This is a genomic window from Streptomyces sp. MK7, assembly GCF_032658145.1.
Taxonomy (GTDB): domain Bacteria; phylum Actinomycetota; class Actinomycetes; order Streptomycetales; family Streptomycetaceae; genus Streptomyces; species Streptomyces spiralis.
Genome location: NZ_JAVACL010000019.1, coordinates 38,113 through 63,216, shown reverse-complemented (window position 1 = coordinate 63,216; position 25,104 = coordinate 38,113). Strand labels below are relative to the sequence as shown.

The window sequence follows — 25,104 nt, the reverse complement described above, 5'->3', positions numbered from 1 at the left end:
CCGGGGACGCATCCGGTGGGCCGAGTGGGAGTGGCTGTGGTCGCGCGGATCCGGGCCGGGCCCGGGAAGGACCGAGCGGCGGTAGCCGTCTGACGTCCGGGCCGGGCCCTGAGAGACCGAGGGACGGTGCGCGCCGTGAGGGGCGGCAGCCGTGGTGGAGGCCAGGGCCGTGTCCCGGGGCGCCTGGCTGTGGCCGTGCGGTGTCCGGGACGGGACGGAGCGGGAGGGGCCGGGTGGGTGTGTCCGGGCCGCCCCTGTCCGGGTGCTACTCCTCCACGAGGAGCTTCTCGCGCAGTTGGGCCAGGGTGCGGGCCAGCAGGCGGGAGACGTGCATCTGGGAGATGCCGACCTCCTGGGCGATCTGCGACTGGGTCATGTTGCCGAAGAAGCGCAGCAGCAGGATGCGCTTCTCGCGCGGCGGAAGGTCCTCCAGCAGCGGCTTCAGCGACTCGCGGTACTCCACGCCCTCCAGCGCCTCGTCCTCGGCGCCGAGGGTGTCCGCGACCGCCGGGGACTCGTCGTCGGTGTCGGGGACGTCCAGCGACAGCGTGGAGTAGGCGTTGGCCGACTCCAGGCCCTCCAGGACCTCCTCCTCGGAGATGGCGAGCTTCTCGGCGAGCTCGTGCACCGTGGGGGAGCGGCCGTGCAGCTGGGACAGCTCGGCCGTCGCCGTGGTGAGCGCCAGCCGCAGCTCCTGCAGCCGCCGAGGCACCCGCACCGCCCAGCCCTTGTCCCGGAAGTGCCGCTTGATCTCACCGACGACCGTCGGGGTGGCGTACGTCGAGAACTCCACGCCGCGGTCCGGGTCGAACCGGTCGACCGACTTGATCAGGCCGATCGTGGCCACCTGGGTCAGGTCGTCCAGCGGCTCCCCGCGGTTGCGGAAGCGTCGCGCGAGGTGCTCGACGAGCGGCAGGTGCATGCGGACGAGCTGATTGCGCAGCTCCGCGTACTGCGGGCTGCCCTCCTTCAGCGCGCGCAGCTCGACGAACATCGCGCGTGCGCCACTGCGGTCCTGCGGGGCGTGCTGCGTGCCGTGCACGCTGTGCGCCCCGTCCTCGGAGTTTCGCTCGTGCCCGCTCATCGTCCCGCCCGTTGCCCTTCCCCGAGCCCTCGCCTCCTCCCCCGCTCTCGGCCTGGGCCGAGTGGAGGGACCCCCATGGGCGGCGGAGGCACCGCTCCGCGCCGGTGGAGGCGTGCCCTGCACGGCGTCGTCCCGCTCCTGCCGCTCCTCGCCCGGCAGGCCGAGCGGAAGCGGTTCGTCGTCGGGATGCGGCCTTGCCTGTTCGGGGATGCCGTCGATGCCCACAGGGTGCGCAGGCCCCGTCGGACCGTCCTGCCCGTCCTGACCGCCCGGGCCGTTCTGACGGCCTGGACCGCCCTGACCGGCCGGACCGCTCCGGCCGGCCGGACCGCCCTCGTCCCGGGCTCCGGCCCCGTCCGCGCGGGGCGGAATCCCGCCCTCGACCGGCAGCTCCCGTGTGCCGCGTTCTTCGTCCCGCACCGGCCCGTCCCCGTTCCTCACGCCGGCCCGGGTCCCGCGCCGCGCTGTTTGTAGAGGCTGATCGAAACGGTCTTGTCCTCGTCCACGGCGGAGGAGACCTTGCCCGCAAGGGCGGACAGGACGGTCCAGGCGAAGGTGTCCCGCGAAGGGGCGTGACCGTCCGTGGTGGGTGCCGAGACGGTGACCTCGAGCGAGTCGTCGACCAGCCGGAAGACACAGCTGAGCACCGAGCCGGGCACGGCCTGCTGAAGCAGGATCGCGCAGGCCTCGTCCACCGCGATGCGCAGGTCCTCGATCTCGTCGAGGGTGAAGTCCAAACGGGCCGCCAGGCCGGCCGTGGCCGTGCGCAGCACCGACAGGTAGGCACCCGCAGCCGGCAGCCGGACCTCCACGAAGTCCTGGTTCGCCGCGGGCTCGCCTGCGATCTGGGACACCCTCACCTCCAAGGTGGTACAAGCTCTCTCGGGGCCGAGGGTAAGCCCCCCGGGTCACGCGATCGGTGGTTCAGCGGTGACGCTACCGCGCTCTCGACATTCCTGTCCCGGGACCCCGATCCCATTCTGTCACTCATAGTAAACCTACGGATACGCTCCGTGGCTAGGGGTTCGGCGGGCCCAAATGGGAACAGCGCGCGCCGGGTTGACGTACCCAGACGTCAGACCCTCGAACCGTCCGGAATCCCGGTCACACCAGCACGTGGTCCACGAAGCACCAACGCCAGTCCTCGCCGGGCTCGAAGGTCCGCATCACCGGGTGCCCGCTGTCCTTGTGGTGCTTCGTCGCGTGCTGGTGCGGCGAGGAGTCGCAGCACCCCACATGGCCACAGGTCAGGCACAGCCGCAGCTGCACCGGGTGCGTACCCTCCGCCAGGCACTCCAGACACGTCTCGCTGCGGGGCTCCGGCTCCGGATGCGGCAGCGCGTCGGCGTGCGTGCACTGTTTCATGATTGCCAGGTTACGACGGGCGCGCGGGTGACCGCGCGGAAAAAGCGGGCGGGACGACGACGATGGGCGGGCGAGGACGATGGACGTGATGCCGCTGCTGTTGCTGGTGGCGGGCAGCGCCGCGGTGGCCGGGGCCGCCCGGCGCACCCCCGTGCCGGCACCGCTGCTGCTGGTCGCCGTGGGACTGGCGGTCTCGTACATCCCGGGCGTGCCCGACTACACCCTCGATCCCAAGGTCGTGCTGCCGCTGCTGCTGCCTCCGCTGCTGTACACGTCGGCCATCGACAGTTCCTACCTCGACCTGCGCGCGCAACTGCGGCCCGTGGCGCTGCTCTCGGTCGGGTACGTGCTGTTCGCGACCTTCGCGGTCGGCTGGGCCGCGTACCTGATCGTGCCGGGGCTGCCGCTGACGGCGGCGCTGGTGCTGGGCGCGGTGGTGGCGCCGCCGGACGCGGTCGCGGCGACGGCGGTGGCCCGCAGGGTCGGACTGCCCTCGAGGATCACCACGATCCTGCAGGGCGAGTCCCTGCTCAACGACGCCACCGCGATCACCGCCTACAAGGTCGCGCTGGCCGCGGCCGTCGGCGAGGGCGCCACCTGGGCGGGGGGAGTGGAGGAGTTCCTGGTCGCGGCGTTCGGTGGCGTGGGCGTCGGACTGGTGCTGATGGCGCCGCTGCACTGGCTGCGCACGCACCTGAAGGAAGCGCTGCTGCAGAACACGCTCTCCCTGCTGATCCCGTTCGCCGCCTACGCCGTCGCCGAGCAGGTGCACGCCTCCGGGGTGCTCGCCGTCGTCACCGTCGCCCTCTACCTCGGGCACCGCGCGTGGGAGGTCGACTTCGCCACCCGGCTCCAGGAGGAGGCGGTGTGGAAGATGGTCGCGTTCGTCCTGGAGTCCGCGGTGTTCGCCCTGATCGGACTGCAGCTGCCGATCGTCCTCGGGGGCCTGGAGAAGTACGCCGGAGCCCAGGCCGCCTGGTACGCGGTCGCCGTCTTCCTCGTGGTCGTCGCGGCCCGGTTCGTGTGGGTGTACCCGGCGGCGTTCCTGCCCCGGCTGCTGTTCCGGAGGGTCCGGGAACGGGAGGACAACCCCACCTGGAGGGGCGCGATGATCACCGCGTGGGCCGGGATGCGGGGCGTGGTCTCCCTGGCCATCGCCTTCTCGATCCCGGTCACGGTGCACGGCGGCGGCCCGTTCCCGCAGCGCAACCTGCTGCTGTTCCTGACCTTCACCACGGTCATCGGGACGCTGGTGGTGCAGGGCCTGACCCTGCCGCCGATGATCCGCGCGCTGAAGTTCCCCGGGCCCGACGCGCAGGCCGCCACGCTCGCCGAGGCCAATGCCCAGGCGCAGGCCTCACTGGCCGCCGAGCGGCTCCTGGAGGAACTCCTCGCCGACGAGCGCAACACCCTGCCGCCGCCGCTCGCCGACCGGCTCCGCGCGGTCCTGGAGCGCCGCCGCAACGCCGTCTGGGAACGCCTCGGCCAGACCAACCCGGTCACCGGTGAATCGGTGGACGACACCTACCGCCGCCTGTCCCGGGACATGATCAGCGCCGAGCGGGCCGTCTTCGTACGGCTGCGCGACGGCCGCTACATCGACGACGAGATGCTGCGCACCCTGCTGCGCCGGCTCGACCTCGAGGAGGCGGCCGCCTTCCGGGAAGCGGCCTAGGTGTGCTGACCGGGCCCTGGCGTCACCGGAACCGGCACGGAAGCCGGCGCGGAAACCGTCAGGGAAAGGGGCGTCCGGTGACCACGGCGGCGACGGTGGTGCCGTGCGGGAAGGCTCCCTCGTCGGCCAGGGCGACAAGTCCGTACAGCGCCTTGGCGACATAGAGACGTTCCACGGGCACGCCGTGGCGCTGTTCGAAGTCCTCGGCGAAGGCGTCGAGTCCGGGACCGGTACGGGCGTAGCCGCCGAAGTGGAAGCGTTCGTCGAGGGACCAGGTGCCGCGGCGGGCCCCGAAGGCGCGCTCCTGGAGGGCCTGTATGTCGGCGGTCAGGAAGCCGCCCCGGAGGACGGGTATGCCCAGGGCGCGCTGCCCGGGGGCCAGGCCGGCGGCGAGGCCCGCGAGCGTGCCGCCGGTGCCGCAGGCGAGCGCGACGACGTCGGCATGCCCGCGCAGTTCCTCGCCCAGGGCCTGGCAGCCGCGTACGGCTTCCGTGTTGCTCCCGCCCTCGGGAACGACGTACGCGTCCTCGGCGCCGGCCGCGCGCAGAATGCCGGCCAGCGTCCGCGGATCCGTCTTGCTCCGGTACGTCGACCGGTCGACGAAGCGCAGCCGCATCCCGTCGGCCGCGCACCGGGCGAGGGAGGGGTTGAGAGGGCGGTCGGCCAGTTCCTCGCCGCGCACGACACCGACCGTGCGCAGACCGAGGAGACGGCCCGCGGCCGCGGTGGCCCGCAGGTGGTTGGAGTACGCGCCGCCGAAGGTGATGATCGTCCGGCCGGCCGCGGCCCGCAGGTTGGGGACGAGTTTGCGCCACTTGTTGCCGATCAGCTCCGGGTGGATCAGGTCGTCGCGCTTGAGCAGCAGACGCAGGCCGAGGCGCGCGAAGCGGTCGTCGGCGAGCTCCTGCACGGGAGAGGGGAGGCGGGGGAGGAGCGCGGCGGGGTCGGGGGCGGCGGAGCTGGTCACCAGGCCATTGTCGCCGGATGTCTTCGCGGTCGCTTCTGGCAGGAGATCGTCGCCGTCGCTGCCAGGTCCCGCCGGACGTGGTCCCCATGTGTGCCCGACGCGATGGTGATCCATTCCCGCTCTTTCGTGTAATGGCGCGAGCACGCTACGTGATGGAAGGCTGGCGTCTGCAAATCGATGCCCGGCGCCGAACGTGCCGGTCATGAGCGGGAGGGCAATTCTCTATGTCGGTAGGCGAAGAGGTCCGCACGGGGCAGGACCGGCCCCAGCAGAGCCTCGGCACCGCGGCCGCGCGGAACCTGGCCACCACCACCAAGTCCGTTCCCCAGATGCAGGAGATCAGCTCGCGCTGGCTGCTGCGGATGCTGCCATGGGTCGACGTGCAGGGCGGCACGTACCGGGTGAACCGGCGGCTCACCTACGCCGTCGGCGACGGCAGGATCACGTTCGTGAAGACCGGCGACCGCGTCGAGGTGATCCCCGCCGAACTCGGCGAACTGCCCGCGCTTCGGGGGTACGAGGACGACGACGTGCTCTCCGAGCTCGCCCAGCGCTGCCGCCAGCGGGAGATCGGCGCCGGGCAGGTGATCGCCTCCTTCGGCAACCAGTCCGAGGAGGTGTACCTGCTCGCGCACGGCAGGGCCGAGAAGGTCGGCACCGGCCCGTACGGCGACGACCAGGTCCTCGGCGTTCTCGCCGACGGTGCCTACTTCGGCGAGCAGGCCCTCCTCGACCCGGACGCCATCTGGGAGTACACGGTCCGTGCGGACACCGCGTGCACCGTCCTGATCCTGTCCCGGCACGACTTCGAACAGGTCGCCGAGCGCGCCGACTCGCTGCGTGACCACCTTCAGCGGCTGCGCTCCATTCCCGGTCAGCGCACCAACAAGTACGGAGAGAAGGAGGTCGCCCTCGCCGCCGGCCACAGCGGTGAGCCGGACATCCCGCACACCTTCGTCGACTACGAGGCCAGGCCCCGCGAGTACGAACTGAGCATCACGCAGACCGTCCTGCGCATCCACACGCGCGTGGCCGACCTCTACAACCAGCCGATGAACCAGACGGAGCAGCAGCTCCGGCTGACCGTCGAGGCGCTGAAGGAACGCCAGGAACACGAACTGATCAACAACCGCGACTTCGGTCTCCTCCACAACTGCGAGTACGACCAGCGGATCCAGCCGCACGACGGGGTGCCGAGCCCGGACGACATGGACGAGCTGCTCAGCCGCCGCCGCAGCACCAAGCTGTTCCTGGCCCACCCGCGCGCGATCGCCGCCTTCGGCCGCGAGCTGAACAGGCGCGGGCTGGTGCCCGAGACCATCGACATCGGCGGCAACCGCATCCCCACCTGGCGCGGTGTGCCGATCTTCCCGTGCAACAAGATCCCGGTCACCGAGGCCCGGACCAGCTCGATCATCGCGATGCGCACCGGGGAGGAGGACCAGGGTGTCATCGGGCTCCGTGCCACGGGCATCCCGGACGAGATCGAGCCGAGCCTGTCCGTGCGGTTCATGGGCATCAACGAGCAGGCGGTCATCAAGTACCTGGTGACGGCCTACTACTCGGCGGTGGTACTGGTCCCGGACGCGCTGGGGGTCCTGGAGAACATCGAGGTCGGCCGTTGGCGCTGACCTTCCGCGCCCGCTCGCGGTGTTCCGGCCCGCCGCTCCGGGTACACCCCGAGAGTGCGGATCCGGCTCCAGCAGCGCAGACGCCAGTGTTCGCGGACTCTCCGAGGGGGAGCGGATGGCCGAGTTCATGACGGAGACGACACCGCGTCCGCCCGGCGCGCGGCGTGCGGCGGGGACCGCGCGGCCGGCGGGCGCGGTGACCGCGGGCGCGGTGGCCTGCGAGCCGCCGTCGGGCCCGCGGGCCGCCGACGGCGGTCGCGGCGACGGCTCGGCAGGAGAGGCGCGGGCGGGTACGGCCGCATTCGACCGGCACGACGCGGCGGTGATCCTCGACCGTGCCCGGGCCTCCGTCGACCCGGAACTGCGGTCGGCGATCGCCTCGTTGCCCGCCTCGATGCGCCGGATCGCGCGCTACCACTTCGGCTGGGAGCATGCGGACGGCACCCCGGCCACGGGCAATGCGGGCAAGGCCATCCGCCCCGCGCTGGTCCTCGCCGCGGCTGCCGCGCTCGGTGGAGCCCGGGCCCGGGCGGACGCGGCGCGGGCCGCCGCCGCGGTGGAACTGGTCCACAACTTCACGCTGTTGCACGACGACGTGATGGACCGGGACACCACCCGCCGGCACCGCCCCACGGTGTGGACGGTGTTCGGCGACTCCGACGCCATCCTCGCCGGGGACGCCCTGCAGGCGCTGGCCCTGCGGCTGCTCGCCGAGGACGCGCACCCGGCGTCCCCGGCCGCCGCCGCCCGGCTCGCGGCCTGTGTCGTCGAGTTGTGCGCGGGCCAGCACGCGGACACGGCTCTGGAGCGGCGCGCCCCGGACGAGGTCACGCTCGCCGAGGTACTGGCCATGGCCGAGGCCAAGACGGGCGCGCTGCTCGGGTGCGCGTGCGCCGTCGGCGCGCTCTACGCGGGGGCGGCCGAGGAGGAGGTGGAGGCGCTGGACGCGTTCGGCCGGCAGGCGGGGCTGGCGTTCCAGCTCATCGACGACGTGATCGGCATATGGGGCGATCCGGCCCGCACCGGCAAACCGGCCGGCGCCGACCTCGCCGCCCGCAAGAAGTCCCTGCCCGTCGTCGCCGCGCTCACCTCGGGCACTCCGGCCGCCGGTGAACTCGCCGAGCTGTACGCCCGGCCCCACGGGGAAGGAGAGGAGGAGGGTGCCGCGCTGATGGTGGAGCGGGCCGGCGGCCGGGACTGGGCGCAGTCCCAGGCGGCCGACCGGATGGCCCAGGCCGTCCAGGACCTGTCCCGCGCCGTCCCGGACCCGGTCGCCGCGGGCGGTCTGCTGGCCCTGGCCGAGTTCGTGACCAGACGCACCACGTGACCGGACGCGTCACATGACCGGGACGCATCCGCGGACGCACCCACCACGTGACCGGCCGCGTCCGCGGACGCACCACGCGTCCGGAGGCATCAGCGGACGCCGGCGCGAGCAACCGGCGCACACAGGCCCCGGAGCCACCGGTCCCGTACGGCTCCTGACCCCGTACGGCCACCGGGGGCTCCGGTCCGGCGGGTCCCGCACTTCCCCACGGTGTGCGGGGCCCGCCCCCCGCCACGCCCGGCTGAGGCACCGAGTACGCTCAACTCCCGTACGTCTGGGGCTGATTGACGTGAAGGGGCGCGAGATGGGCGTGGGGATCCGGGCGGCCGGGGAGGACGACCGGGAACTGGTCGTGCGGCTGCTGGACGAGGCCTTCCAGGACGACCCGGTGAGCGGCTGGGTCTTTCCCGGCGAGGAGTACCGCCGTGCGACCCACCATCGGTTGATGGCCGTCTTCACCGACGTGGTGCTGGCCGAGGGCTGGATCGACATCACCGAGGACGGCTCGGCGTGCGCGCTGTGGCTGTCGGTGCCCGCCGGCGACGCCACGGAGGGCGGCGCGGGCTCCGGCGAGGCCGACGAGGCGGCACGGATGCGTGAGGCGGTCGACCCGGCGAACCGGCGCGTGGAGGAGATCACCCGGCTGATGACCGAGTCGCACCCGGCGGACCGCGCCCACGCGTACCTGTGGATGATCGGCGTCGTACCCCAACGCCAGGGCGAGGGCCTGGGCGGCGCGCTCATCCAGCACGTCCTGGACCGCTGCGACCGCGAGGGCCTGCCCTCGTATCTGGAGGCCAGCAGCGAGCGCAGCACCAGGCTCTACGAGCGCCTGGGCTTCGCCTTCACCGGCCGCACCCTCGACCTGCCGGACGGCCCGCGCATGTGGCCGATGTGGCGCGAGCCCGCCACCCGCCCGGCTTCCGGCAGCCCCGTGGGCCTGCGGTAGCCCCGCACCACGGGAAGGTGACACCGCATCACTCCGCCCGGACCGCAGCTCCCCCTCATGCGGACCCCCTTCGCGCCGCGGACCCCCCTCGCGCCGCGGGCTCCCCGCGTGCCGTGGGCAGCCCGCCCGTCTCCGGATCCCTCCCGGTCAGGCAGTACAAGCCGCCGGCCGGGTCGCGGAGCACCGTCCAGTGAGGGTGGTCGTCGACATGGGTGGCGCCGAGCCTCTCGTGCCAGGACCGGGTCGCACCGATGTCCGCGCAGGCCAGGTCCAGGTGGGCGGAGGCGGGCCGTTCCCCGCCCAGGCGTTGCGGCAGGATGCGCACCGGCAGGCCGGGCGGCGGCTTGAGCACATGGAACTCAGGGAGTGCCCCGGGCAGCGACTGCCACCCGGCCGGGGTCAGCAGCCCGCTCCAGAAGTCGACTTCGGCGCCGTACGACGAGGGCGGAACGTCGAGGCACACCTGGTCCAGCCGGCTGCCGCGGACGACGGGCGGACGCACCGACTCCCCCTGCCAGGGAACCGCACAGAACAACTGCCCGGCGGGCGACCGCAGCACGGACCAGTCCTCGTGCCCGGCGACGACCTCACCGCCGAGCCGCAGCGCGGATGTCACGAACGCCGGCGCGTCCTCGACGGCGAGGTCGAGATGCGCGCCGCCGCCCCCGGAGGCGACGCCCTGGCACTTGACGCAGGCGTCGCAGCCGCCGGCTCCGTCCGGCAGCAGGGTGACGAACTCCCCGCGCTCACCCCCGGGTCCGGACGCCCGCGTGCCCGTGACGGCCGTCCAGAACTCCAGGGCACGGGCGACCCGCGCGCCCGGCCGGTCGATGAAGGCGTACACCCAGCGGATGCTCATGCCGCGATCGTAGAGCGGCCGTCGGAGGGACGCCGCCGCAGGTCTCAGACAGTGGTCTGGGGCTGTGCCGGACCGAGGTGGTGCACGGCGGTCCGGTCGGAGTGCGGAGCGAGCAGGCCCCGCAACTCCTCGGCCGCGACCTTCAGGAGGTGGCCGTCGCGGGTGGCGCACAGGGTCTCGAGAACGAAGACGACGCGGATTGAATCCTCGGTGACGCGGGTTCGGTGGCCATCGCGGTGGTTCCAGTGGCGGGTCAGGACATCGGTGGTGTCCGCGTAGACGATCTCGCCGGGCCCGGGGTTCTCGACGGTGCCGGGTCCGCCGGGCGGGATGAAGGACTCGGTACCGTCCGCGTGGCGGATGTCGACGTCGCCGGTGACGTGGTCCAGGTCGAACGCGCCGGCGGGCAGGCCGTGGCGGACGGAGACGGCGTTGTACGAGTCGACGGCCGGGCTGATGCGCGGCAGGGTCCCCTTCGGGGCGCGTGACGCGTGACCGTGACGCGTGACGTGTGGCTTGTGACTCGTGACCGAGATCGCCCACCTGAGTCCGGCTGAAGACGACCGCACCCGGTCCCTTGGCGGGCGCCGTGACCGGCGGCCTGCGAAGGGACCGGGTGCGGACCGAGATGCGGAGCGGCCAAGGGGGCCGCGTGCCACGTGGTCTGACAGGAAGTCAGGCCTTCTTGGTCTCCCAGAAGATCTTGTCGATCTGGGCGATGTAGTCCAGCGCCTTCTGGCCCGTGGCCGGGTCGGTGGAGGCCTTGGCCGCGGAGAGGGCCTTCAGGGTGTCGTTGACCAGCTGGCTCAGCTCGGGGTACTTCTCGAAGTGCGGAGCCTTGAAGTAGTCGCTCCACAGGACCGAGACGTGGTGCTTGGCCAGCTCGGCACGCTGCTCCTTGATGACGGTGGCGCGCGTCTGGTAGTGCGGGTCGTCGTTGCCGGCCATCTTCTCCTGGATGGCCTTCACGGACTCCGCCTCGATGCGGGCCTGGGCCGGGTCGTACACACCGCAGGGGAGGTCACAGTGCGCGCTGACCTTGACCTTGGGGGCAAACAGGCGGGAAAGCATGGAGCATTCCTTCCTCGTGATCGTCTTCTCAGGTGGGACATTACTCCCTGCAAGGCGTGTTTTGGCGAGTGCCCCCTAGGGCTTAGGACAAAAGTCCAGGGTCAGACTGAGACTGGTGGAGGAACGGACCGGGGAGGTGCCGGGGATGCCGGAGCTGTCGCAGGAGACCGAGCGCAGGGGCGCGGTGCTGCCCTTGGGGCTGGCCGAGGTGACGGGGCCGTCCATGGTGCCCACGCTGTACCACGGGGACCGGCTCGTCGTGCAGTACGGCGCCCGGGTGCGTCCGGGGGACGTGGTCGTCCTGCGTCATCCGTTCCAGCAGGACCTGCTGGTCGTCAAGCGCGCGGTGGAGCGGCGCGGGGGCGGCTGGTGGGTGCTCGGCGACAACGCGTACGCGGGCGGGGACAGCACCGACTACGGGACCGTGCCGGAGGAGCTGATCCTGGGGAAGGTGTGGTTCCGTTACCGGCCGCGCCCGGCCGGCCGGCGCTCGCCGCTGGCGGTGGCGCGCTGGGTGCTGTCGGCGGCCAGACCCGTGCTCTCCGACCGGTCGGCCTCCAGGCGCTTGCGGGCGCGGTAGGCGGCCACGTTGGCGCGGGTGGCGCAGCGGTCGGAGCAGTAGCGGCGCGAGCGGTTGGTCGAGGTGTCCAGGTAGGCGTTGCGGCAGGGGGCGGCCTCGCACAGGCCGAGGCGGTCCACGCCGTACTCGGTCAGGTGGAAGGCCAGGCCCATGGCGGCGATCGCGGCGTAGCCGGCGGTCGCGTTGGACGGGTGGTCCGCCAGGTGCATGTGCCACAGCGGGCGGCCGTCCTCGTCCCGGTAGTCGTGCCCGGAGATCTGCGGGCTCACCGGGAACTCCAGCAGCAGGGAGTTCAGCAGGGCCACCGCGAGGGTCTCGTCACCCTGGTCGGCCGCCTCGAAGACCGAACGCAGCCGGGCCCGCACCGAGCGGAAGCGCGTCACGTCGGCCTCGGTGGCGCGACGGGCGGCCGAGGCGTTGCCGCCGAAGAGGTCCCGGACCGCCTCGACCGAGGTCAGGGTGTCCTTGCCCCGGGCCGGTTCCTCGCTGTTGACGAGACGTACGGCGTAATCCGAGTAATAGGCCAGTTCCACTTGTAGTCCTTACGCGGGAGCTCTATGGTGACGAGCGCGACCTTGTAACAGACGGTCGTGCATTCAGGGTATTACGCCAACGGCGTCAGGGAGGGCAGCGATGACGGACACGGGTACGGACACCACCACGGCGGGGGCCGACTGGCCGGCCTGGCAGAGGAGCTGGGACCGGCAGCAGGAGTGGTACATGCCCGACCGCGAGGACCGCCTCCGCATCATGCTGGACATGGTGGAGGCCCTCGTCGGCACCACGCCGCGCGTCCTGGACCTCGCCTGCGGCACCGGCAGCATCACCGCCCGCCTGCTCGCCCGCTTCCCCGGTGCCACCAGCACCGGCGTCGACCTCGACCCGGCCCTGCTCGCCATCGCGCGGGGCACCTTCGAGGGGGACGAGCGGGTCTCCTTCGTGACGGCCGATCTGAAGGATCCGGCCTGGCGGGCCGGACTGCCCTACGACTCCTACGACGCGGTCCTGACCGCCACGGCCCTGCACTGGCTGCACCGTGAACCCCTCGGCGCCCTCTACGGTCAGGTCGCGGAACTCGTCCGCGACGGCGGTGTCTTCATGAACGCGGACCACATGATCGACGAGACCACGCCCCGGATCAACGCGGCCGAACGCGCCCAGCGGCACGGGCGCATGGATCGGGCCAAGCGGGACGGCGCCCTGGACTGGGCCGAGTGGTGGCAGCTGGCCGCCGCCGACCCGGTGCTCGCCGGGCCGACGGCCCGCCGTTTCGAGATCTACGGCGAGCACGCCGACGGCGACATGCCGCCCACCGCCTGGCACGCGCGCGTGCTGCGCGAGAAGGGCTTCGCGGAGGCCCGCCCGGTGTGGTGCTCGCCGTCGGACACCCTGCTGCTGGCCCTGAAGTAGGGACCCGGACAGCAAAAGGGGCGGTACGGACTCCCGTACCGCCCCTTCGCGCAGGAGCGCGCGCACCCGTCACGGCACCGCGGTCACAGCACCTTCGACAGGAACGACTGCGTGCGCTCGTGCCGCGGGTTGGTCAGCACCTCCCGCGGGTGGCCGGACTCCACCACCACGCCGTCGTCCATGAAGACCAGGTTGTCACCGACCTCGCGGGCGAAGCCCATCTCGTGGGTGACGACCACCATCGTCATGCCGGACTCGGCGAGGTCACGCATGACGTCCAGGACGTCACCGACCAGCTCCGGGTCGAGCGCCGACGTCGGCTCGTCGAACAGCATCAGCTTGGGGTCCATGGCAAGGGCCCGTGCGATCGCCACGCGCTGCTGCTGGCCGCCGGAGAGCTGCGAGGGGTAGTGCCCGGCCCGGTCGGCCAGGCCCACGCGCTCCAGGAGCTGCATCGCCCGTTCCTTGGCCTGGCCCCGGTTCGCGCCCTTGACCTGGACCGGCGCCTCCATGACGTTCTCCACGGCCGTCATGTGGGGGAACAGGTTGAAGCGCTGGAAGACCATGCCGATGTCCCGGCGCTTCATGGCGACCTCGCGGTCACGCAGCTCGTAGAGCTTGTCGCCGTGCTGGCGGTAGCCGACGAGCTCGCCGTCCACGTACAGCCGGCCCGCGTTGATCTGCTCCAGGTGGTTGATGCAGCGCAGGAAGGTCGACTTGCCGGAGCCGGAGGGGCCGATGAGGCAGAACACCTCGCCGGGCCTGACCTCCAGGTCGATGCCCTTGAGCACCTCGACCTGGCCGAAGGACTTGTGCACGCCTTCGGCCTTGACCATCGCCGCGGACGCGTCGCGCGTGGCAGCGTCCTGCTTGCTGAGCTTGCCGGTCATGCCATGCCTCCCTTCGGGCGGCCGAAGGACAACATGTTCGCCTTCACCTTCTGCCACGGTGTCGGTGGCAGGCTGCGGCTGGAGCCGCGGGCGTAGTACCGCTCGATGTAGTACTGGCCCACGCTCAGCACCGAGGTCATGATCAGGTACCAGGCGGCGGCGAGGAAGTACATCTCCACCGGGGCGCCGGAGACCTGCCCGATGTCCTGGGCGTAGCGGAACAGCTCCGGATACTGGACGGCCGCCACGAGCGAGGTCGTCTTCAGCATGTTGATGACCTCGTTGCCGGTCGGCGGCACGATCACCCGCATGGCCTGCGGAATGATGATCCGGCGCAGGGTCTTGCCGTGGCTCATGCCCAGCGCGTGGGCGGCCTCGGTCTGGCCCTCGTCGACGGCGAGCAGGCCGGCGCGGCAGATCTCCGCCATGTACGCCGCCTCGTTCAGGCCGAGGCCGAGCAGCGCCGTCAGCAGCGGCGTCATGAAGTCCGACCAGTAGTTCTTGTAGATCGGACCGAGGTTGATGTACTCGAAGACCAGGCCCAGGTTGAACCACAGGAACAGCTGGACCAGGACCGGCGTGCCGCGGAAGAACCAGATGTAGAACCAGGCGATCGCCGAGGTCACCGGGTTCTTCGACAGGCGCATCACCGCCAGGACGATGCCGCCGACGATGCCGATCAGCATCGACAGGACCGTCAGCAGGAGGGTCTTGCCGACGCCGGTCATGATCCGGTCGTCGAAGAAGTAGTCGGGGACGGCGTGCCAGTTGATCTTGCCCTGGCCGAACGCGTAGACGATCGAGACCAGGACCGCGATGGCGATCAGGGCGGTCACGTACCGGCCGTAGTGCCTGACCGGGATGGCCTTGACGGCCCGCGGTCCGGACGGGGGTGTGTCCCCGGGGCCCGCCGTCTTGTCGATGTCAGCAGTCACGGGTGTTGCCTCTCGGTGGCTGCTCGCGCGGTCACTTGCCGCCGTTGATGACGGACTCCTTCACGGCACCGTCCTCGGCGCCCCACTTCTGAAGGATCTTCTCGTACTCGCCGTTCTTGATGATCGCGTTCATCGCGGCCTGCAGCGCGTCGCGCAGCTGGGTGCTGCTCTTGCCGACGGCGATGCCGTACGGGGCGGCCTCGACCTGGTCGCCGACGATCTGGAAGTCCTTGCCGCCTCCGGAGGTCTTCACCGCGTACGCGGCGACCGGGAAGTCGGAGGAGGCCGCGTCGGCGCCGCCCGAGCGCAGCCGCGTCTGGGCCTGCTGGTCGTCGTCGAAGGCCTCGATGGTGAGCTTCTTGCCGCTCGGGCACTTCTTCGCCTCGGCCTTGGCGAGGTCGTTGGAGACGGTGCCGCGCTCCAGGGCGATCTTCTTGCCGCACAGGTCGGACCAGGAGGTGATGCCCTCGGTGTCGCCCTTGCGGGTGTAGATCGACACGCCGGCGGTCAGGTAGTCGACGAAGTCGACGCCCTCGCCGACCTTCTTGCCCGTGGCCGGGTCGACGCCGTCCTGACGGCTCTTGTTGTCCGTCATCGCCGACATGGCGATGTCGTAGCGGTTGGAGCGGATGCCGGTGAGCAGGGCGTCGAACGTGCCGTTCTCGAACTGGAAGGTCACGCCGAGCTGCTTGCCCAGGGCGGCCGCGAGGTCGGGGTCGAGGCCGACGACCTTGCCGGAGTTGTCCTTGAACTCGACGGGCGCGTACGCGATGTCGGAGCCGACCTTGATGACACCCTTGTCACGGATCGACGACGGCAGCTTGTCGGCCAGCGGGGCGGAGGCGGCGGACGAGCTGCCGGAGGACTTGTTCTTGTCCTTGGTCTGGTCACCGCAGCCGGTGAGAATCAGGGCGCCTGCGACCGCGATCGCACCGACCGCGGCCAGACGGGAGTGCGCGGCGGTCGTACGACGGGTGGAGCCTGCGGTCATGGTGGGTTCCTCCGGCGGATGGGTGGAGTTGCCGATGGGTCGACGAGTACACACACCTTCGGGTGTCGCGACCTCGTGTGATTGACGCATCTTGCCATTCGGATTGCGCCATTCAGGGCACTCGCCATGTCAAAATCGGATAACGGGTGGTCCTCGAAGGGTGATCGGCCGGCCCATCAAGGCCGGACCATCTGCGGTAATCCCTCCTTTTCGCCGGAAGATCTTCGGCCTGCCTCGCCGTGCGGTCTGCGGAACAGCGCGTATGAACGTTTTGGAGGCATTGCCAGACATTCGACACGGACTTGTCCCCATATTGGGGTACGTGTCGACTCGCCGTCATGTGACCTTCGCGTTATGGACTCGTCGTCGATGCCGTCCGTCCGGTAAGAAGGTTCTTTACACCCCTCATCCGGGGCTCAGGGCGCGTGTGCGGCGCGCCCGTCGCGTCTGTGCCCGAACGCATCACTCACTGGGCCGTGCGCGGTCCCGCCCACCCCTCACCAGGAGTGGCCACCCTCAAACCATGAACACTTAAGGGGTAAAACCAAGTGGCAGCGGAGATCGTCAATCCTCGCAGCGACAGGGGTACGGATCAGGACGGCGGGGCAGAGCCGCTCGATTCCTTCGATCCGGCCTTCGCGCTGCACCGCGGCGGCAAGATGGCCGTGCAGGCCACCGTCCCCGTCCGTGACAAGGACGACCTGTCCCTGGCGTACACGCCCGGCGTCGCGCGGGTGTGCACCGCCATCGCCGAGCAGCCGGAACTGGTCCACGACTACACGTGGAAGTCGTCCGTGGTCGCCGTCGTGACCGACGGAACGGCCGTGCTGGGCCTCGGGGACATCGGCCCCGAAGCCTCCCTTCCGGTGATGGAAGGGAAGGCGATCCTTTTCAAGCAGTTCGGCGGCGTGGACGCGGTGCCGATCGCACTCGACTGCACCGACGCCGACGAGATCGTCGAGACCGTGGTGCGCCTCGCGCCGTCCTTCGGCGGAGTCAACCTGGAGGACATCTCGGCGCCCCGGTGCTTCGAGATCGAGCGGAAGCTCCAGGAGCGCCTGGACATCCCGGTCTTCCACGACGACCAGCACGGCACGGCGGTCGTGACCCTCGCGGCGCTGCGCAACGCGGCCCGGCTGAGCGGCCGGGGCATCGGCGAGCTGCGGGCCGTCATCTCCGGCGCGGGCGCGGCCGGTGTCGCCATCGCCAGGATGCTGGTCGAGGCCGGCATCGGGGACGTGGCGGTGTCCGACCGCAAGGGCGTCGTCTCGGCGGACCGGCAGGACCTGACGCCGGTCAAGCGTGAGCTGGCCGAGTTCACCAACAAGGCGGGCATCACCGGGTCCCTGGAGGACGCGCTGGCCGGCGCCGACGTCTTCATCGGCGTCTCCGGCGGTACGGTGCCGGAGCCGGCCGTGGCCTCGATGGCCGAGGGGGCCTTCGTCTTCGCCATGGCCAACCCGAACCCCGAGGTGCACCCGGACGTCGCGCACAAGTACGCGGCGGTCGTGGCGACCGGCCGGTCGGACTTCCCCAACCAGATCAACAACGTCCTGGCGTTCCCCGGCATCTTCGCGGGCGCGCTGCAGGTGCGGGCGTCCCGGATCACCGAGGGCATGAAGATCGCGGCGGCCGAGGCGCTGGCCGGGGTCGTCGGCGACGACCTCGCCGCCGACTACGTGATCCCCTCGCCGTTCGACGAGCGGGTCGCCCCGGCCGTGACGGCGGCCGTCGCGGCGGCGGCGCGCGCGGAGGGCGTGGCCCGGCGCTGATGTGACCCCGGCGCTGATGTGACCCGAATGGCCCCGTCCCTGTGGGACGGGGCCCTTCGCTGTCCGGACCCGGGCAGGAGCCGGGCCGGCCGCCGCCTCACCGGTGCCCGGCGGGCCCACGGAGCTTGGCAAGAGGGCGTGTGTCACAGGCGCCCGTGGTTCCGTCGGCGTCGGCGCGGCCCTATCGTCAAGGTCATGTTCGCTGTCTACGCCGCCCGAATCGACCGCGACCAGCCGCTGAACGGCCTGGAGTCGGGGGAGCGCCCGGCCCCCGAGGCCCGCCCCGGCTGGAGCACCGTCAACGTCAGGGCCGCCTCCCTGAACCACCACGATCTCTGGTCGCTGAAGGGCGTGGGCCTGTCCGAGGACAAGCTGCCCATGATCCTCGGCTGCGACGCCGCCGGTGTCGACGAGGACGGCAACGAGGTAGTGCTGCACTCCGTGATCGGACAGAGCGGGCACGGTGTCGGGCCCAAGGAGCCCCGGTCCATCCTGACCGAGCGCTACCAGGGCACCTTCGCCGAGCAGGTCGCCGTGCCGACCTGGAACCTGCTGCCCAAGCCCAAGGGGCTCTCCTTCGAGGAGGCCGCCTGTCTGCCGACGGCCTGGCTCACCGCCTACCGCATGCTCTTCACCAACGCGGGCGTGCGCCCCGGTGACTCCGTCCTCGTGCAGGGCGCCGGAGGCGGTGTGGCCACGGCCGCCATCGTGCTCGGCAAGGCGGCCGGCCTCAAGGTCTTCGCCACCAGCCGCGACGAGGCCAAGCGCAAGCGGGCGCTGGAACTCGGCGCGGTGGAGGCGGTCGAGTCGGGGGCGCGGCTGCCGCAGCGGGTGGACGCCGTGATCGAGACCGTCGGCGCGGCCACCTGGTCCCACTCGGTGAAGTCGCTGCGCCCCGGCGGCACCATCGTCATCTCCGGCGCCACCAGCGGCGACCGCCCCTCACACGCCGAGCTCACGCGCATCTTCTTCCTGGAGCTGAAGGTCGTCGGCTCGACGATGGGGACCAAGGACGAGCTGGAGGACCTGCTCTCCTTCTGCGACGCCACCGGCGTCCGCCCCGTCATCGACGAGATCCTCCCCCTCGACCGAGCCCGCGAGGGCTTCGAACGGATGGAGTCCGGAGGACAGTTCGGCAAGATCGTCCTCACCACCACCTGAACCACCGCGCGGCCCCTGGTCGCGCGGTCGGCCCGTGCCGTGTCGTGCTGTCGCCCCGGCGGGCCCCGGTGTCCGGGGCCCGCCGGGGGCGGGGCGTCAGGGCTTCGGTGTGTGGAGCAGGGCCGTGATGTGGGCCGCGGCCCTCGACAGGTGGCGGCGTGTGTCGCGGAGCTGGTCGGTGGTCACGCCGTGGTCGCGGGCCGCGTCGCGGATGTCGTCGCGGAAGCGGTCCAGGACGCGGTCCAGGTCACGGGCGGGGTCGCCGGTGAAGTCCTCGTGCGCCCAGGACGGTTCGTACTCGGCCGGGAAGTCCTCCGGGGTCTGGGAGTACTCGGCCGGTGCCGTCGCGGTGCCGGCCGCCGGGCGGCCGAAGCCGAAGTCCCTGCCCAGGTCCTTGCCCCAGTCCTTGCCGAAGTCGCCGAACTCCTTCGCCAGTTCGGTCAGGCCCTCGCGCACCCCGGTCGGCCAGTCGCCCCGCGCGAAATGGTCCTGCACCTGCTCCTGGACGCGCCGGGCGACGCGCTGGAACTCCTCCTGCGCCTGCGCCCGCGCCCGCTCCTGGGCCTCCTTGGCCACGCGCCGGGCCCGCTGGGCCTCCTCGCGCGCCCGGCGGCTCTCGTCCTTGGCGCGCCGCGCCTGCTCCTTCCACTCCTGCTTGACGCGGCGCATCTCCTCCTTGGCGGCTCGCCAGGCCTCCTTGTCCTCGGCCTCGCCCGGCCAGGTGTGACCGCCCGAGGCCGCGCCCGTGCCGGAACCCTGCCGGGCCCGGGAGGCGGCGGCGCGCATCTCGCGCCGCAGATCGCCGGCCGCACCTCGTACGTCGGCCCGGATCTCGGCGGCGAGTTCGGCGACCGACTCGCGGATCTCCAGCTCGAGATCGGCCAGCTCACCGCTGCGGTCGGCCAGTTCGGCACGGCCCGCGTCCGTGATGGCGTACACCTTGCGGCCGCCCTCGGTGGTGTGCGTGACCAGGCCCTCGGCCTCCAGCTTGGCCAGCCGCGGGTAGACGGTGCCCGCCGAGGGCGCGTACAGCCCCTGGAAGCGCTCCTCCAGCAGGCGGATCACCTCGTAGCCGTGGCGCGGGGCCTCGTCGAGCAGCTTCAGCAGGTACAGGCGGAGGCGGCCGTGAGCGAAGACGGGGGGCATGTCAGAGCACCTTCTTGTCGGTCGTGCCGTCGGTCGCGGGCCGGGTGGGGCCGTCGTCCGGGTCCAGGCCGGAGTCCCACGGTCCGTCCTCCGCCGGCGGGCGCCGGAGCAGGGCGATCGAGCCGGAGACCGTGGTCGCCTTCAGCCTGCCGTGGCCCGTGCCCAGCCGGCCGGTGATCCGCTTGGCGCCCCACTGCCCGCTGACCCGCAGGTCCTCGAAGGCGTTGGACACCGACCCGCTGGCGGTGTTCGCCTCCACCTCCGCGTCCGCCGGGTGGGGCAGCCGGATGGCGATCTCCCCGGAGACGTTGGTCAGGTTGATGTCGGTGGGGCGGCCCGCCGGGTCCAGGTCGACGATCATCGAGCCGCTCACGGAGTCCGCCCGGACCGAGGAGCCCGCGCCCTCGACCACCGTCAGGTCGCCCGAGACCGAGTTGAACCGCAGGTCTCCGGAGAGGGCCTGCGCCTCCAGGTTCCCCGACACCGTGTCCGCGCGCACCGGGCCGGTGACGCCCACCAGGGTGGTGTCCCCGGTGACGCCCTTGACCTCCGTACGTCCGTCGATGCCCGAGACCATCGCGGCGGCGCCGACCACCCCGACCTCGACGCGCGTGTCCGCCGGGACGGCCAGGGAGACGACGGCGCTGCGCCGCCAGCCCTTGCGGTCCAGCCACTTCAGAAAGCCCTTCCAGGGCAGGTCCTCGTACGCCACGGTCAGGGTGCCGCCCTGCTGGGTGATCACCAGGGGCGGCCCCTCGATCTCGGAGACCTCCAGGCGCGCGGAACTCTCGTCCGTGCCCACGACATTCACCGCTCCGTTGACGATGCGGACGTTGAGCTGGGTCACGGGCTTGTCGAAGGTGAGCTTCCTGGGCTCGCCCACGGACCACTCGGACATGGTGCAGACCTCCTGGGGACGGACGACCGGACCACGCGGAACCGCAGGGCCGGAGACGGACCGGAGAGCGACGCGTCACGCCATATCGCGTCCCTCCTGGATACACGATATATCGCGGACACGGAAAGTCAAGACACACCGTGAGGGCAGGCCGCACCGTGAGGGCAGGCCGCACCGGGAAAAGGCGAAGGGCGCCCCCGAAGGGGCGCCCCACGTCGTCCGCCGCTGGATCGCTACTCGTCGTCCTCGTCGTCCAGCCGGGCCAGCCAGGTGGCCAGCCGCTCCACCGGAACCTCGAAGTCGGGGTTCAGGTCGACGAACGTCCGCAGCTGCTCGGCGAGCCACTCGAAGGTGATCTCCTCCTCGCCCCGCCGCTTCTCCAGCTCCTCGATGCCACGGTCAGTGAAGTACATGAGGCCAAGGATAAGGGCGCGCAAAGGACCGGGCCGCACCCCCGTGGACGAGGGTGCGGCCCGGTCGCGTACGGCCCGCGTCAGCGGCTACGCGGTCACGCGGTCACGCCGTCACGCCTCGAACACCTCGCGCACCAGCTGCTCCTGCTCCGCCTGGTGCCGCTTCGCGGAACCCACGGCGGGGGAGGAGCCGTGCGGGCGGGAGATACGGCGCAGGCGCTCGCCGTGCGGCACGTCCGCGCCGACCGCCAGGTCCAGGTGGTCGATCAGGTTGAGGGCGATGAACGGCCAGGCGCCCTGGTTCGCCGGCTCCTCCTGGGCCCACAGGTACTTCTCGGCGTTCGGGTACTTCTTGATCTCCGCCTGGAGCTCGGCACCCGGCAGCGGGTACAGGCGCTCGATGCGGATGATCGCGGTGTCCGTCACGCCGCGCTTCTTCCGTTCGGCCTCGAGGTCGTAGTAGACCTTGCCGGCGCAGAAGACGACCTTGCGCACCGCGTTCGGGTCGACCGACGCGTCGCCGATGACCGGGCGGAACTCGCCCGTGGTGAACTCCTCCGCCTTCGAGGCCGCGGCCTTCAGGCGCAGCATCGACTTCGGGGTGAAGACGACCAGCGGCTTGTGGTGCGGGTTGTGCACCTGCCAGCGCAGGAGGTGGAAGTAGTTCGACGGCAGGGTCGGCATCGCGACCGTCATGTTGTTCTGCGCGCACAGCTGCAGGAACCGCTCCGGGCGGGCCGAGGAGTGGTCCGGGCCCTGGCCCTCGTAGCCGTGCGGGAGCAGGAGCACTACGCCGCTCGTCTGGCCCCACTTCTGCTCCGCCGACGAGATGAACTCGTCCACGACCGTCTGCGCGCCGTTGGTGAAGTCGCCGAACTGGGCCTCCCACATCACGAGCGCGTTGGGGCGGGCGAGCGAGTAGCCGTACTCGAAGCCCATCGCCGCGTACTCGGACAGCAGGGAGTTGTAGACGTTCAGGCGGGCCTGGTCCTCGGAGAGGTACAGCAGCGGGGTGAAGTCCTCGCCCGTCTCGCGGTCGATGATCACCGCGTGGCGCTGGCCGAAGGTGCCGCGCTGGGAGTCCTGGCCCGCCAGGCGGACCGGCGTGCCCTCCAGCAGCAGCGAGCCGATGGCGAGGGTCTCGCCCATGCCCCAGTCGATGGTGCCGTCCTCGACCATGGCCGCCCGGCGCTGCAGCTGCGGCAGCAGACGCGGGTGGACGGTGATGTGGTCGGGAACGTTGACCTGGGACTCGGCGATGCGCTTGACGACCTCGGCGGACACGGCCGTCGGGACCGCCACCGGGAAGCCGTCCTGCGGCGCCTGGGTCTCGCCCGGGGCCGGCTGGGAGGTGGCCTCGCGGACCTCGGTGAAGACCTTCTCCAGCTGGCCCTGGTAGTCCTGGAGCGCCTGCTCGGCCTCTTCCAGGGTGATGTCGCCGCGACCGATCAGGGACTCGGTGTACAGCTTGCGCACCGAGCGCTTCTTGTCGATCAGGTCGTACATCAGCGGCTGGGTGAAGGCCGGGTTGTCCGACTCGTTGTGACCGCGGCGGCGGTAGCAGATGAGGTCGATCACCACGTCCTTGTTGAACGCCTGGCGGAACTCGAAGGCCAGACGTGCGACACGGACGACGGCCTCGGGGTCGTCGCCGTTCACGTGGAAGATCGGGGCCTCGATCATCCGGGCCACGTCGGTCGCGTACATCGACGAACGCGAGGACTCGGGGGCCGCGGTGAAGCCGACCTGGTTGTTGATGACGACGTGGACGGTGCCGCCGGTGCGGTAGCCGCGCAGCTGCGACATGTTCAGGGTCTCGGCCACCACGCCCTGGCCCGCGAAGGCCGCGTCGCCGTGGATCGCCACCGGCAGGACGGTGAAGTCCGTGCCGCCCTTGTTGATGATGTCCTGCTTGGCGCGGGAGACACCCTCCAGGACCGGGTCGACGGCCTCCAGGTGGGACGGGTTCGCGACCAGGGAGACCTTGATCTGCTCGCCGTCCAGGCCGGTGAAGGTGCCCTCGGCGCCCAGGTGGTACTTCACGTCGCCGGAGCCGTGCATCGACTTCGGGTCGAGGTTGCCCTCGAACTCGCGGAAGATCTGCGCGTAGGACTTGCCGACGATGTTCGCCAGCACGTTCAGCCGGCCGCGGTGGGCCATGCCGATGACGACCTCGTCCAGGCGGGACTCGGCCGCGGAGTCGATGACCGCGTCCAGCAGCGGGATGACGGACTCGCCGCCCTCCAGGGAGAAGCGCTTCTGGCCGACGTACTTCGTCTGCAGGAAGGTCTCGAAGGCCTCCGCCGCGTTCAGCCGGCGCAGGATGCGCAGCTGCTCCTCGCGCTCCGGCTTGGAGTGGCCGCGCTCCACGCGGTCCTGGATCCACTTGCGCTGCTTGGGGTCCTGGATGTGCATGAACTCGATGCCGACCGTGCGGCAGTACGAGTCGCGCAGCACGCCGAGGATGTCGCGCAGCTTCATCATCGACTTGCCGGCGAAGCCGCCGACGGCGAACTCGCGCTCCAGGTCCCACAGGGTGAGGCCGTGCTCGACGATGTCCAGGTCGGGGTGCTTGCGCTGGCGGTACTCCAGCGGGTCGGTGTCGGCCATGACGTGGCCGCGGACCCGGTAGGAGTGGATCAGCTCGAAGACGCGGGCGGCCTTGGTGACGTCGTCGTCGTGCGAGGCGTCGATGTCCTTGAGCCAGCGGACCGGCTCGTAGGGGATGCGCAGCGCCTCGAAGATCTCGTCGTAGAAGCCGTTCTCGCCGAGGAGGAGGTTGGCGACGACGCGCAGGAACTCGCCGGAGGCGGCGCCCTGGATCACCCGGTGGTCATAGGTCGACGTGAGCGTCATGACCTTCGAGATGCCGAGCTTGTTCAGGGTGTCCTGGGAGGTGCCCTGGAACTCCGCCGGGTAGTCCATGGAGCCGACGCCCATGATCACAGACTGGCCGGGCATCAGGCGCGGCACCGAGTGGACCGTGCCGAGGCCGCCGGGGTTGGTGAGGGAGACGGTGACGCCGGTGAAGTCGTCCATCGTCAGCTTGCCGTCGCGGGCGCGGCGGACGATGTCCTCGTAGGCCTGCCAGAACTCGAAGAAGTTCAGCGTCTCGGCCTTCTTGATGGCCGCGACGACCAGCTGGCGCTCGCCGCCCGGCTTCACCAGGTCGATGGCCAGACCGAGGTTGACGTGCTCCGGCTTGACCAGGGTGGGCTTGCCGTCCTTCTGCGCGAAGGAGTGGTTCATCGACGGCATGGCCTTGATCGCCTGGACCATGGCGTAGCCGATGAGGTGCGTGAAGGAGATCTTCCCGCCGCGGGCCCGCTTGAGGTGGTTGTTGATGACGATGCGGTTGTCGAACAGCAGCTTCACCGGGACGGCGCGCACGGACGTGGCCGTGGGCAGCTCCAGGGAGGCGTTCATGTTCTTGGCGACCGCGGCGGACGGGCCGCGCAGCGTCACGAGCTCGGGACCGGCGGGTGCCTCGGCGGCGGGCGCGGGCTTCGCGGCGGCCGGCTTGGCGGCGGCGGGCTTCGCGGGCGCCGGGGCCTGCGCGGCGGGCTTCGCCGGAGCGGCGGCCGGGGCCGGAGCGGCGGCGGCCGGCTTCGGGGCGGCCGGGGCCTGCGCGGGCTGGGCCGGGGCGGCGGGCGCCGCCTGGGGAGCCGTGGTGGTCGCTGCGGCCCCCGCGGCCGCAGTGCCCGACGGGGCCGAGGAGACAGCCGCGGCGGCGCCCGGCTTGTAGTCGGCGAAGAAGTCCCACCAGGCGCGGTCTACGGAGTTCGGGTCCTGGAGGTACTGCTGATAGATCTCGTCGACGAGCCACTCGTTGGCACCGAACGCGGCAGCGGGGTTCTTCCCGGCCTGGTCGTTGTCGGTGGAGATGCTCGAGTTACTGGGGGACTGTGGCGACACGGCGGCAACCGCCCTCTTCCGCTTCACAAGGTGATGGACAGCGGAAATAAAGGCTACGCCCCCGG

The 25,104-nt window shown here is 71.2% G+C and carries 22 protein-coding genes and 1 pseudogene; 8 read left to right on the top strand and 15 right to left on the bottom strand.

The genetic code is table 11. The features are described from left to right. Positions 1-265: 265 nt before the first annotated feature. From R2S09_RS21435 to R2S09_RS21425, 3 genes are all read right to left on the bottom strand, one after another. Complete coding sequence (locus R2S09_RS21435) at positions 266-1,504, bottom strand: SigB/SigF/SigG family RNA polymerase sigma factor (protein ID WP_316742655.1); 1,239 nt, start codon at positions 1,502-1,504, stop codon at positions 266-268. A 17-nt stretch (positions 1,505-1,521) separates the two neighbouring features. Next, complete coding sequence (locus tag R2S09_RS21430) at positions 1,522-1,938, bottom strand: anti-sigma regulatory factor (protein ID WP_009190566.1); 417 nt, start codon at positions 1,936-1,938, stop codon at positions 1,522-1,524. Positions 1,939-2,188: 250 nt separating this feature from the next. Continuing rightward, complete coding sequence (locus R2S09_RS21425; protein WP_306192779.1) at positions 2,189-2,449, bottom strand: UBP-type zinc finger domain-containing protein; 261 nt, start codon at positions 2,447-2,449, stop codon at positions 2,189-2,191. A 79-nt stretch (positions 2,450-2,528) separates the two neighbouring features. On the opposite strand from R2S09_RS21425, the gene R2S09_RS21420 reads away from it, so the two are divergent. Further along, positions 2,529-4,124: a Na+/H+ antiporter gene (locus R2S09_RS21420; RefSeq protein ID WP_306192778.1), complete on the top strand. Its 1,596-nt coding sequence runs from the start codon at positions 2,529-2,531 to the stop codon at positions 4,122-4,124. Between the two features lie 58 nt (positions 4,125-4,182). Here R2S09_RS21420 and R2S09_RS21415 read toward each other — a convergent pair whose 3' ends face one another. After that, positions 4,183-5,091 carry a 1-aminocyclopropane-1-carboxylate deaminase/D-cysteine desulfhydrase gene (locus R2S09_RS21415; RefSeq protein WP_306192777.1) on the bottom strand — a complete coding sequence of 303 codons (909 nt, stop codon included), beginning with the start codon at positions 5,089-5,091 and terminating at the stop codon, positions 4,183-4,185. 224 nt (positions 5,092-5,315) lie between these two features. Here R2S09_RS21415 and R2S09_RS21410 point away from each other — a divergent pair, with 224 nt between their 5' ends. The 3 genes from R2S09_RS21410 to R2S09_RS21400 all read left to right on the top strand — a co-directional run bounded on the left by R2S09_RS21410 (position 5,316) and on the right by R2S09_RS21400 (position 8,998). After that, on the top strand, positions 5,316-6,722 hold the full coding sequence (locus R2S09_RS21410) for a family 2B encapsulin nanocompartment shell protein (protein WP_316742654.1): 1,407 nt from the start codon (positions 5,316-5,318) through the stop codon (positions 6,720-6,722). Positions 6,723-6,837: 115 nt separating this feature from the next. Next, positions 6,838-8,049 carry a family 2 encapsulin nanocompartment cargo protein polyprenyl transferase gene (locus R2S09_RS21405; RefSeq protein WP_316742653.1) on the top strand — a complete coding sequence of 404 codons (1,212 nt, stop codon included), beginning with the start codon at positions 6,838-6,840 and terminating at the stop codon, positions 8,047-8,049. A 304-nt stretch (positions 8,050-8,353) separates the two neighbouring features. Further along, a complete protein-coding gene (locus R2S09_RS21400) occupies positions 8,354-8,998 on the top strand; it encodes a GNAT family N-acetyltransferase (protein ID WP_316742652.1) in 645 nt (214 codons plus the stop codon). Positions 8,999-9,053: 55 nt separating this feature from the next. Here the strand turns inward: R2S09_RS21400 and R2S09_RS21395 are convergent, their stop codons facing one another. The 3 genes and pseudogenes from R2S09_RS21395 to sodN form a co-directional block, all read right to left on the bottom strand. Next, positions 9,054-9,857 (bottom strand): VOC family protein, encoded by an 804-nt coding sequence (locus R2S09_RS21395; protein WP_316742651.1) that lies wholly within the window; start codon positions 9,855-9,857, stop codon positions 9,054-9,056. 44 nt (positions 9,858-9,901) lie between these two features. Beyond that, positions 9,902-10,339: pseudogene (locus tag R2S09_RS21390) on the bottom strand (B3/4 domain-containing protein); the annotation flags it as partial. Positions 10,340-10,532: 193 nt separating this feature from the next. Continuing rightward, the gene (gene sodN, locus R2S09_RS21385; RefSeq protein ID WP_306191000.1) at positions 10,533-10,928 is read right to left on the bottom strand and encodes a superoxide dismutase, Ni; all 396 of its coding nucleotides are present in this window, start codon (positions 10,926-10,928) and stop codon (positions 10,533-10,535) included. Positions 10,929-11,073: 145 nt separating this feature from the next. Between sodN and sodX the strand changes: the two genes are divergently transcribed. Beyond that, a complete protein-coding gene (gene sodX, locus R2S09_RS21380; protein ID WP_306191004.1) occupies positions 11,074-11,508 on the top strand; it encodes a nickel-type superoxide dismutase maturation protease in 435 nt (144 codons plus the stop codon). On the opposite strand, the gene R2S09_RS21375 is transcribed toward sodX, so the two are convergent. Beyond that, positions 11,391-12,041 (bottom strand): CGNR zinc finger domain-containing protein, encoded by a 651-nt coding sequence (locus tag R2S09_RS21375; protein WP_306190999.1) that lies wholly within the window; start codon positions 12,039-12,041, stop codon positions 11,391-11,393. The genes sodX and R2S09_RS21375 overlap by 118 nt on opposite strands. 100 nt (positions 12,042-12,141) lie before the next feature. Between R2S09_RS21375 and R2S09_RS21370 the strand changes: the two genes are divergently transcribed. Further along, positions 12,142-12,918: a class I SAM-dependent methyltransferase gene (locus tag R2S09_RS21370; protein WP_316742649.1), complete on the top strand. Its 777-nt coding sequence runs from the start codon at positions 12,142-12,144 to the stop codon at positions 12,916-12,918. 83 nt (positions 12,919-13,001) lie between these two features. On the opposite strand, the gene R2S09_RS21365 is transcribed toward R2S09_RS21370, so the two are convergent. Genes R2S09_RS21365 through R2S09_RS21355 form a run of 3 tightly spaced genes read right to left on the bottom strand, consistent with a single transcriptional unit; the run spans position 13,002 to position 15,734 of the window. Next, entirely contained in the window at positions 13,002-13,754 is a 753-nt protein-coding gene (locus R2S09_RS21365) for an amino acid ABC transporter ATP-binding protein (RefSeq protein WP_306191003.1), read from the bottom strand. A gap of 50 nt (positions 13,755-13,804) precedes the next feature. After that, positions 13,805-14,743, bottom strand: a complete 939-nt coding sequence (locus R2S09_RS21360) for an amino acid ABC transporter permease (RefSeq protein ID WP_316742648.1) — start codon at positions 14,741-14,743, stop codon at positions 13,805-13,807. A 31-nt stretch (positions 14,744-14,774) separates the two neighbouring features. Then, positions 14,775-15,734, bottom strand: coding sequence for an ABC transporter substrate-binding protein (locus R2S09_RS21355; RefSeq protein WP_306190996.1), 960 nt, complete (start codon positions 15,732-15,734; stop codon positions 14,775-14,777). Positions 15,735-16,282: 548 nt separating this feature from the next. Here R2S09_RS21355 and R2S09_RS21350 point away from each other — a divergent pair. Beyond that, positions 16,283-17,506 (top strand): NADP-dependent malic enzyme, encoded by a 1,224-nt coding sequence (locus tag R2S09_RS21350; RefSeq protein WP_316742647.1) that lies wholly within the window; start codon positions 16,283-16,285, stop codon positions 17,504-17,506. Positions 17,507-17,701: 195 nt separating this feature from the next. After that, positions 17,702-18,667: a zinc-binding dehydrogenase gene (locus R2S09_RS21345; RefSeq protein WP_306190994.1), complete on the top strand. Its 966-nt coding sequence runs from the start codon at positions 17,702-17,704 to the stop codon at positions 18,665-18,667. 96 nt (positions 18,668-18,763) lie between these two features. On the opposite strand, the gene R2S09_RS21340 is transcribed toward R2S09_RS21345, so the two are convergent. From R2S09_RS21340 to R2S09_RS21325, 4 genes are all read right to left on the bottom strand, one after another. Next, the gene (locus tag R2S09_RS21340) at positions 18,764-19,813 is read right to left on the bottom strand and encodes a helix-turn-helix transcriptional regulator (protein WP_316742646.1); all 1,050 of its coding nucleotides are present in this window, start codon (positions 19,811-19,813) and stop codon (positions 18,764-18,766) included. Position 19,814: 1 nt separating this feature from the next. Continuing rightward, a complete protein-coding gene (locus tag R2S09_RS21335) occupies positions 19,815-20,711 on the bottom strand; it encodes a DUF4097 family beta strand repeat-containing protein (protein ID WP_306190992.1) in 897 nt (298 codons plus the stop codon). A 233-nt stretch (positions 20,712-20,944) separates the two neighbouring features. Beyond that, positions 20,945-21,124 carry a DUF6104 family protein gene (locus tag R2S09_RS21330; protein WP_028420339.1) on the bottom strand — a complete coding sequence of 60 codons (180 nt, stop codon included), beginning with the start codon at positions 21,122-21,124 and terminating at the stop codon, positions 20,945-20,947. A gap of 111 nt (positions 21,125-21,235) precedes the next feature. Next, positions 21,236-25,039: a multifunctional oxoglutarate decarboxylase/oxoglutarate dehydrogenase thiamine pyrophosphate-binding subunit/dihydrolipoyllysine-residue succinyltransferase subunit gene (locus tag R2S09_RS21325; RefSeq protein ID WP_306190991.1), complete on the bottom strand. Its 3,804-nt coding sequence runs from the start codon at positions 25,037-25,039 to the stop codon at positions 21,236-21,238. Positions 25,040-25,104 lie beyond the last annotated feature (65 nt).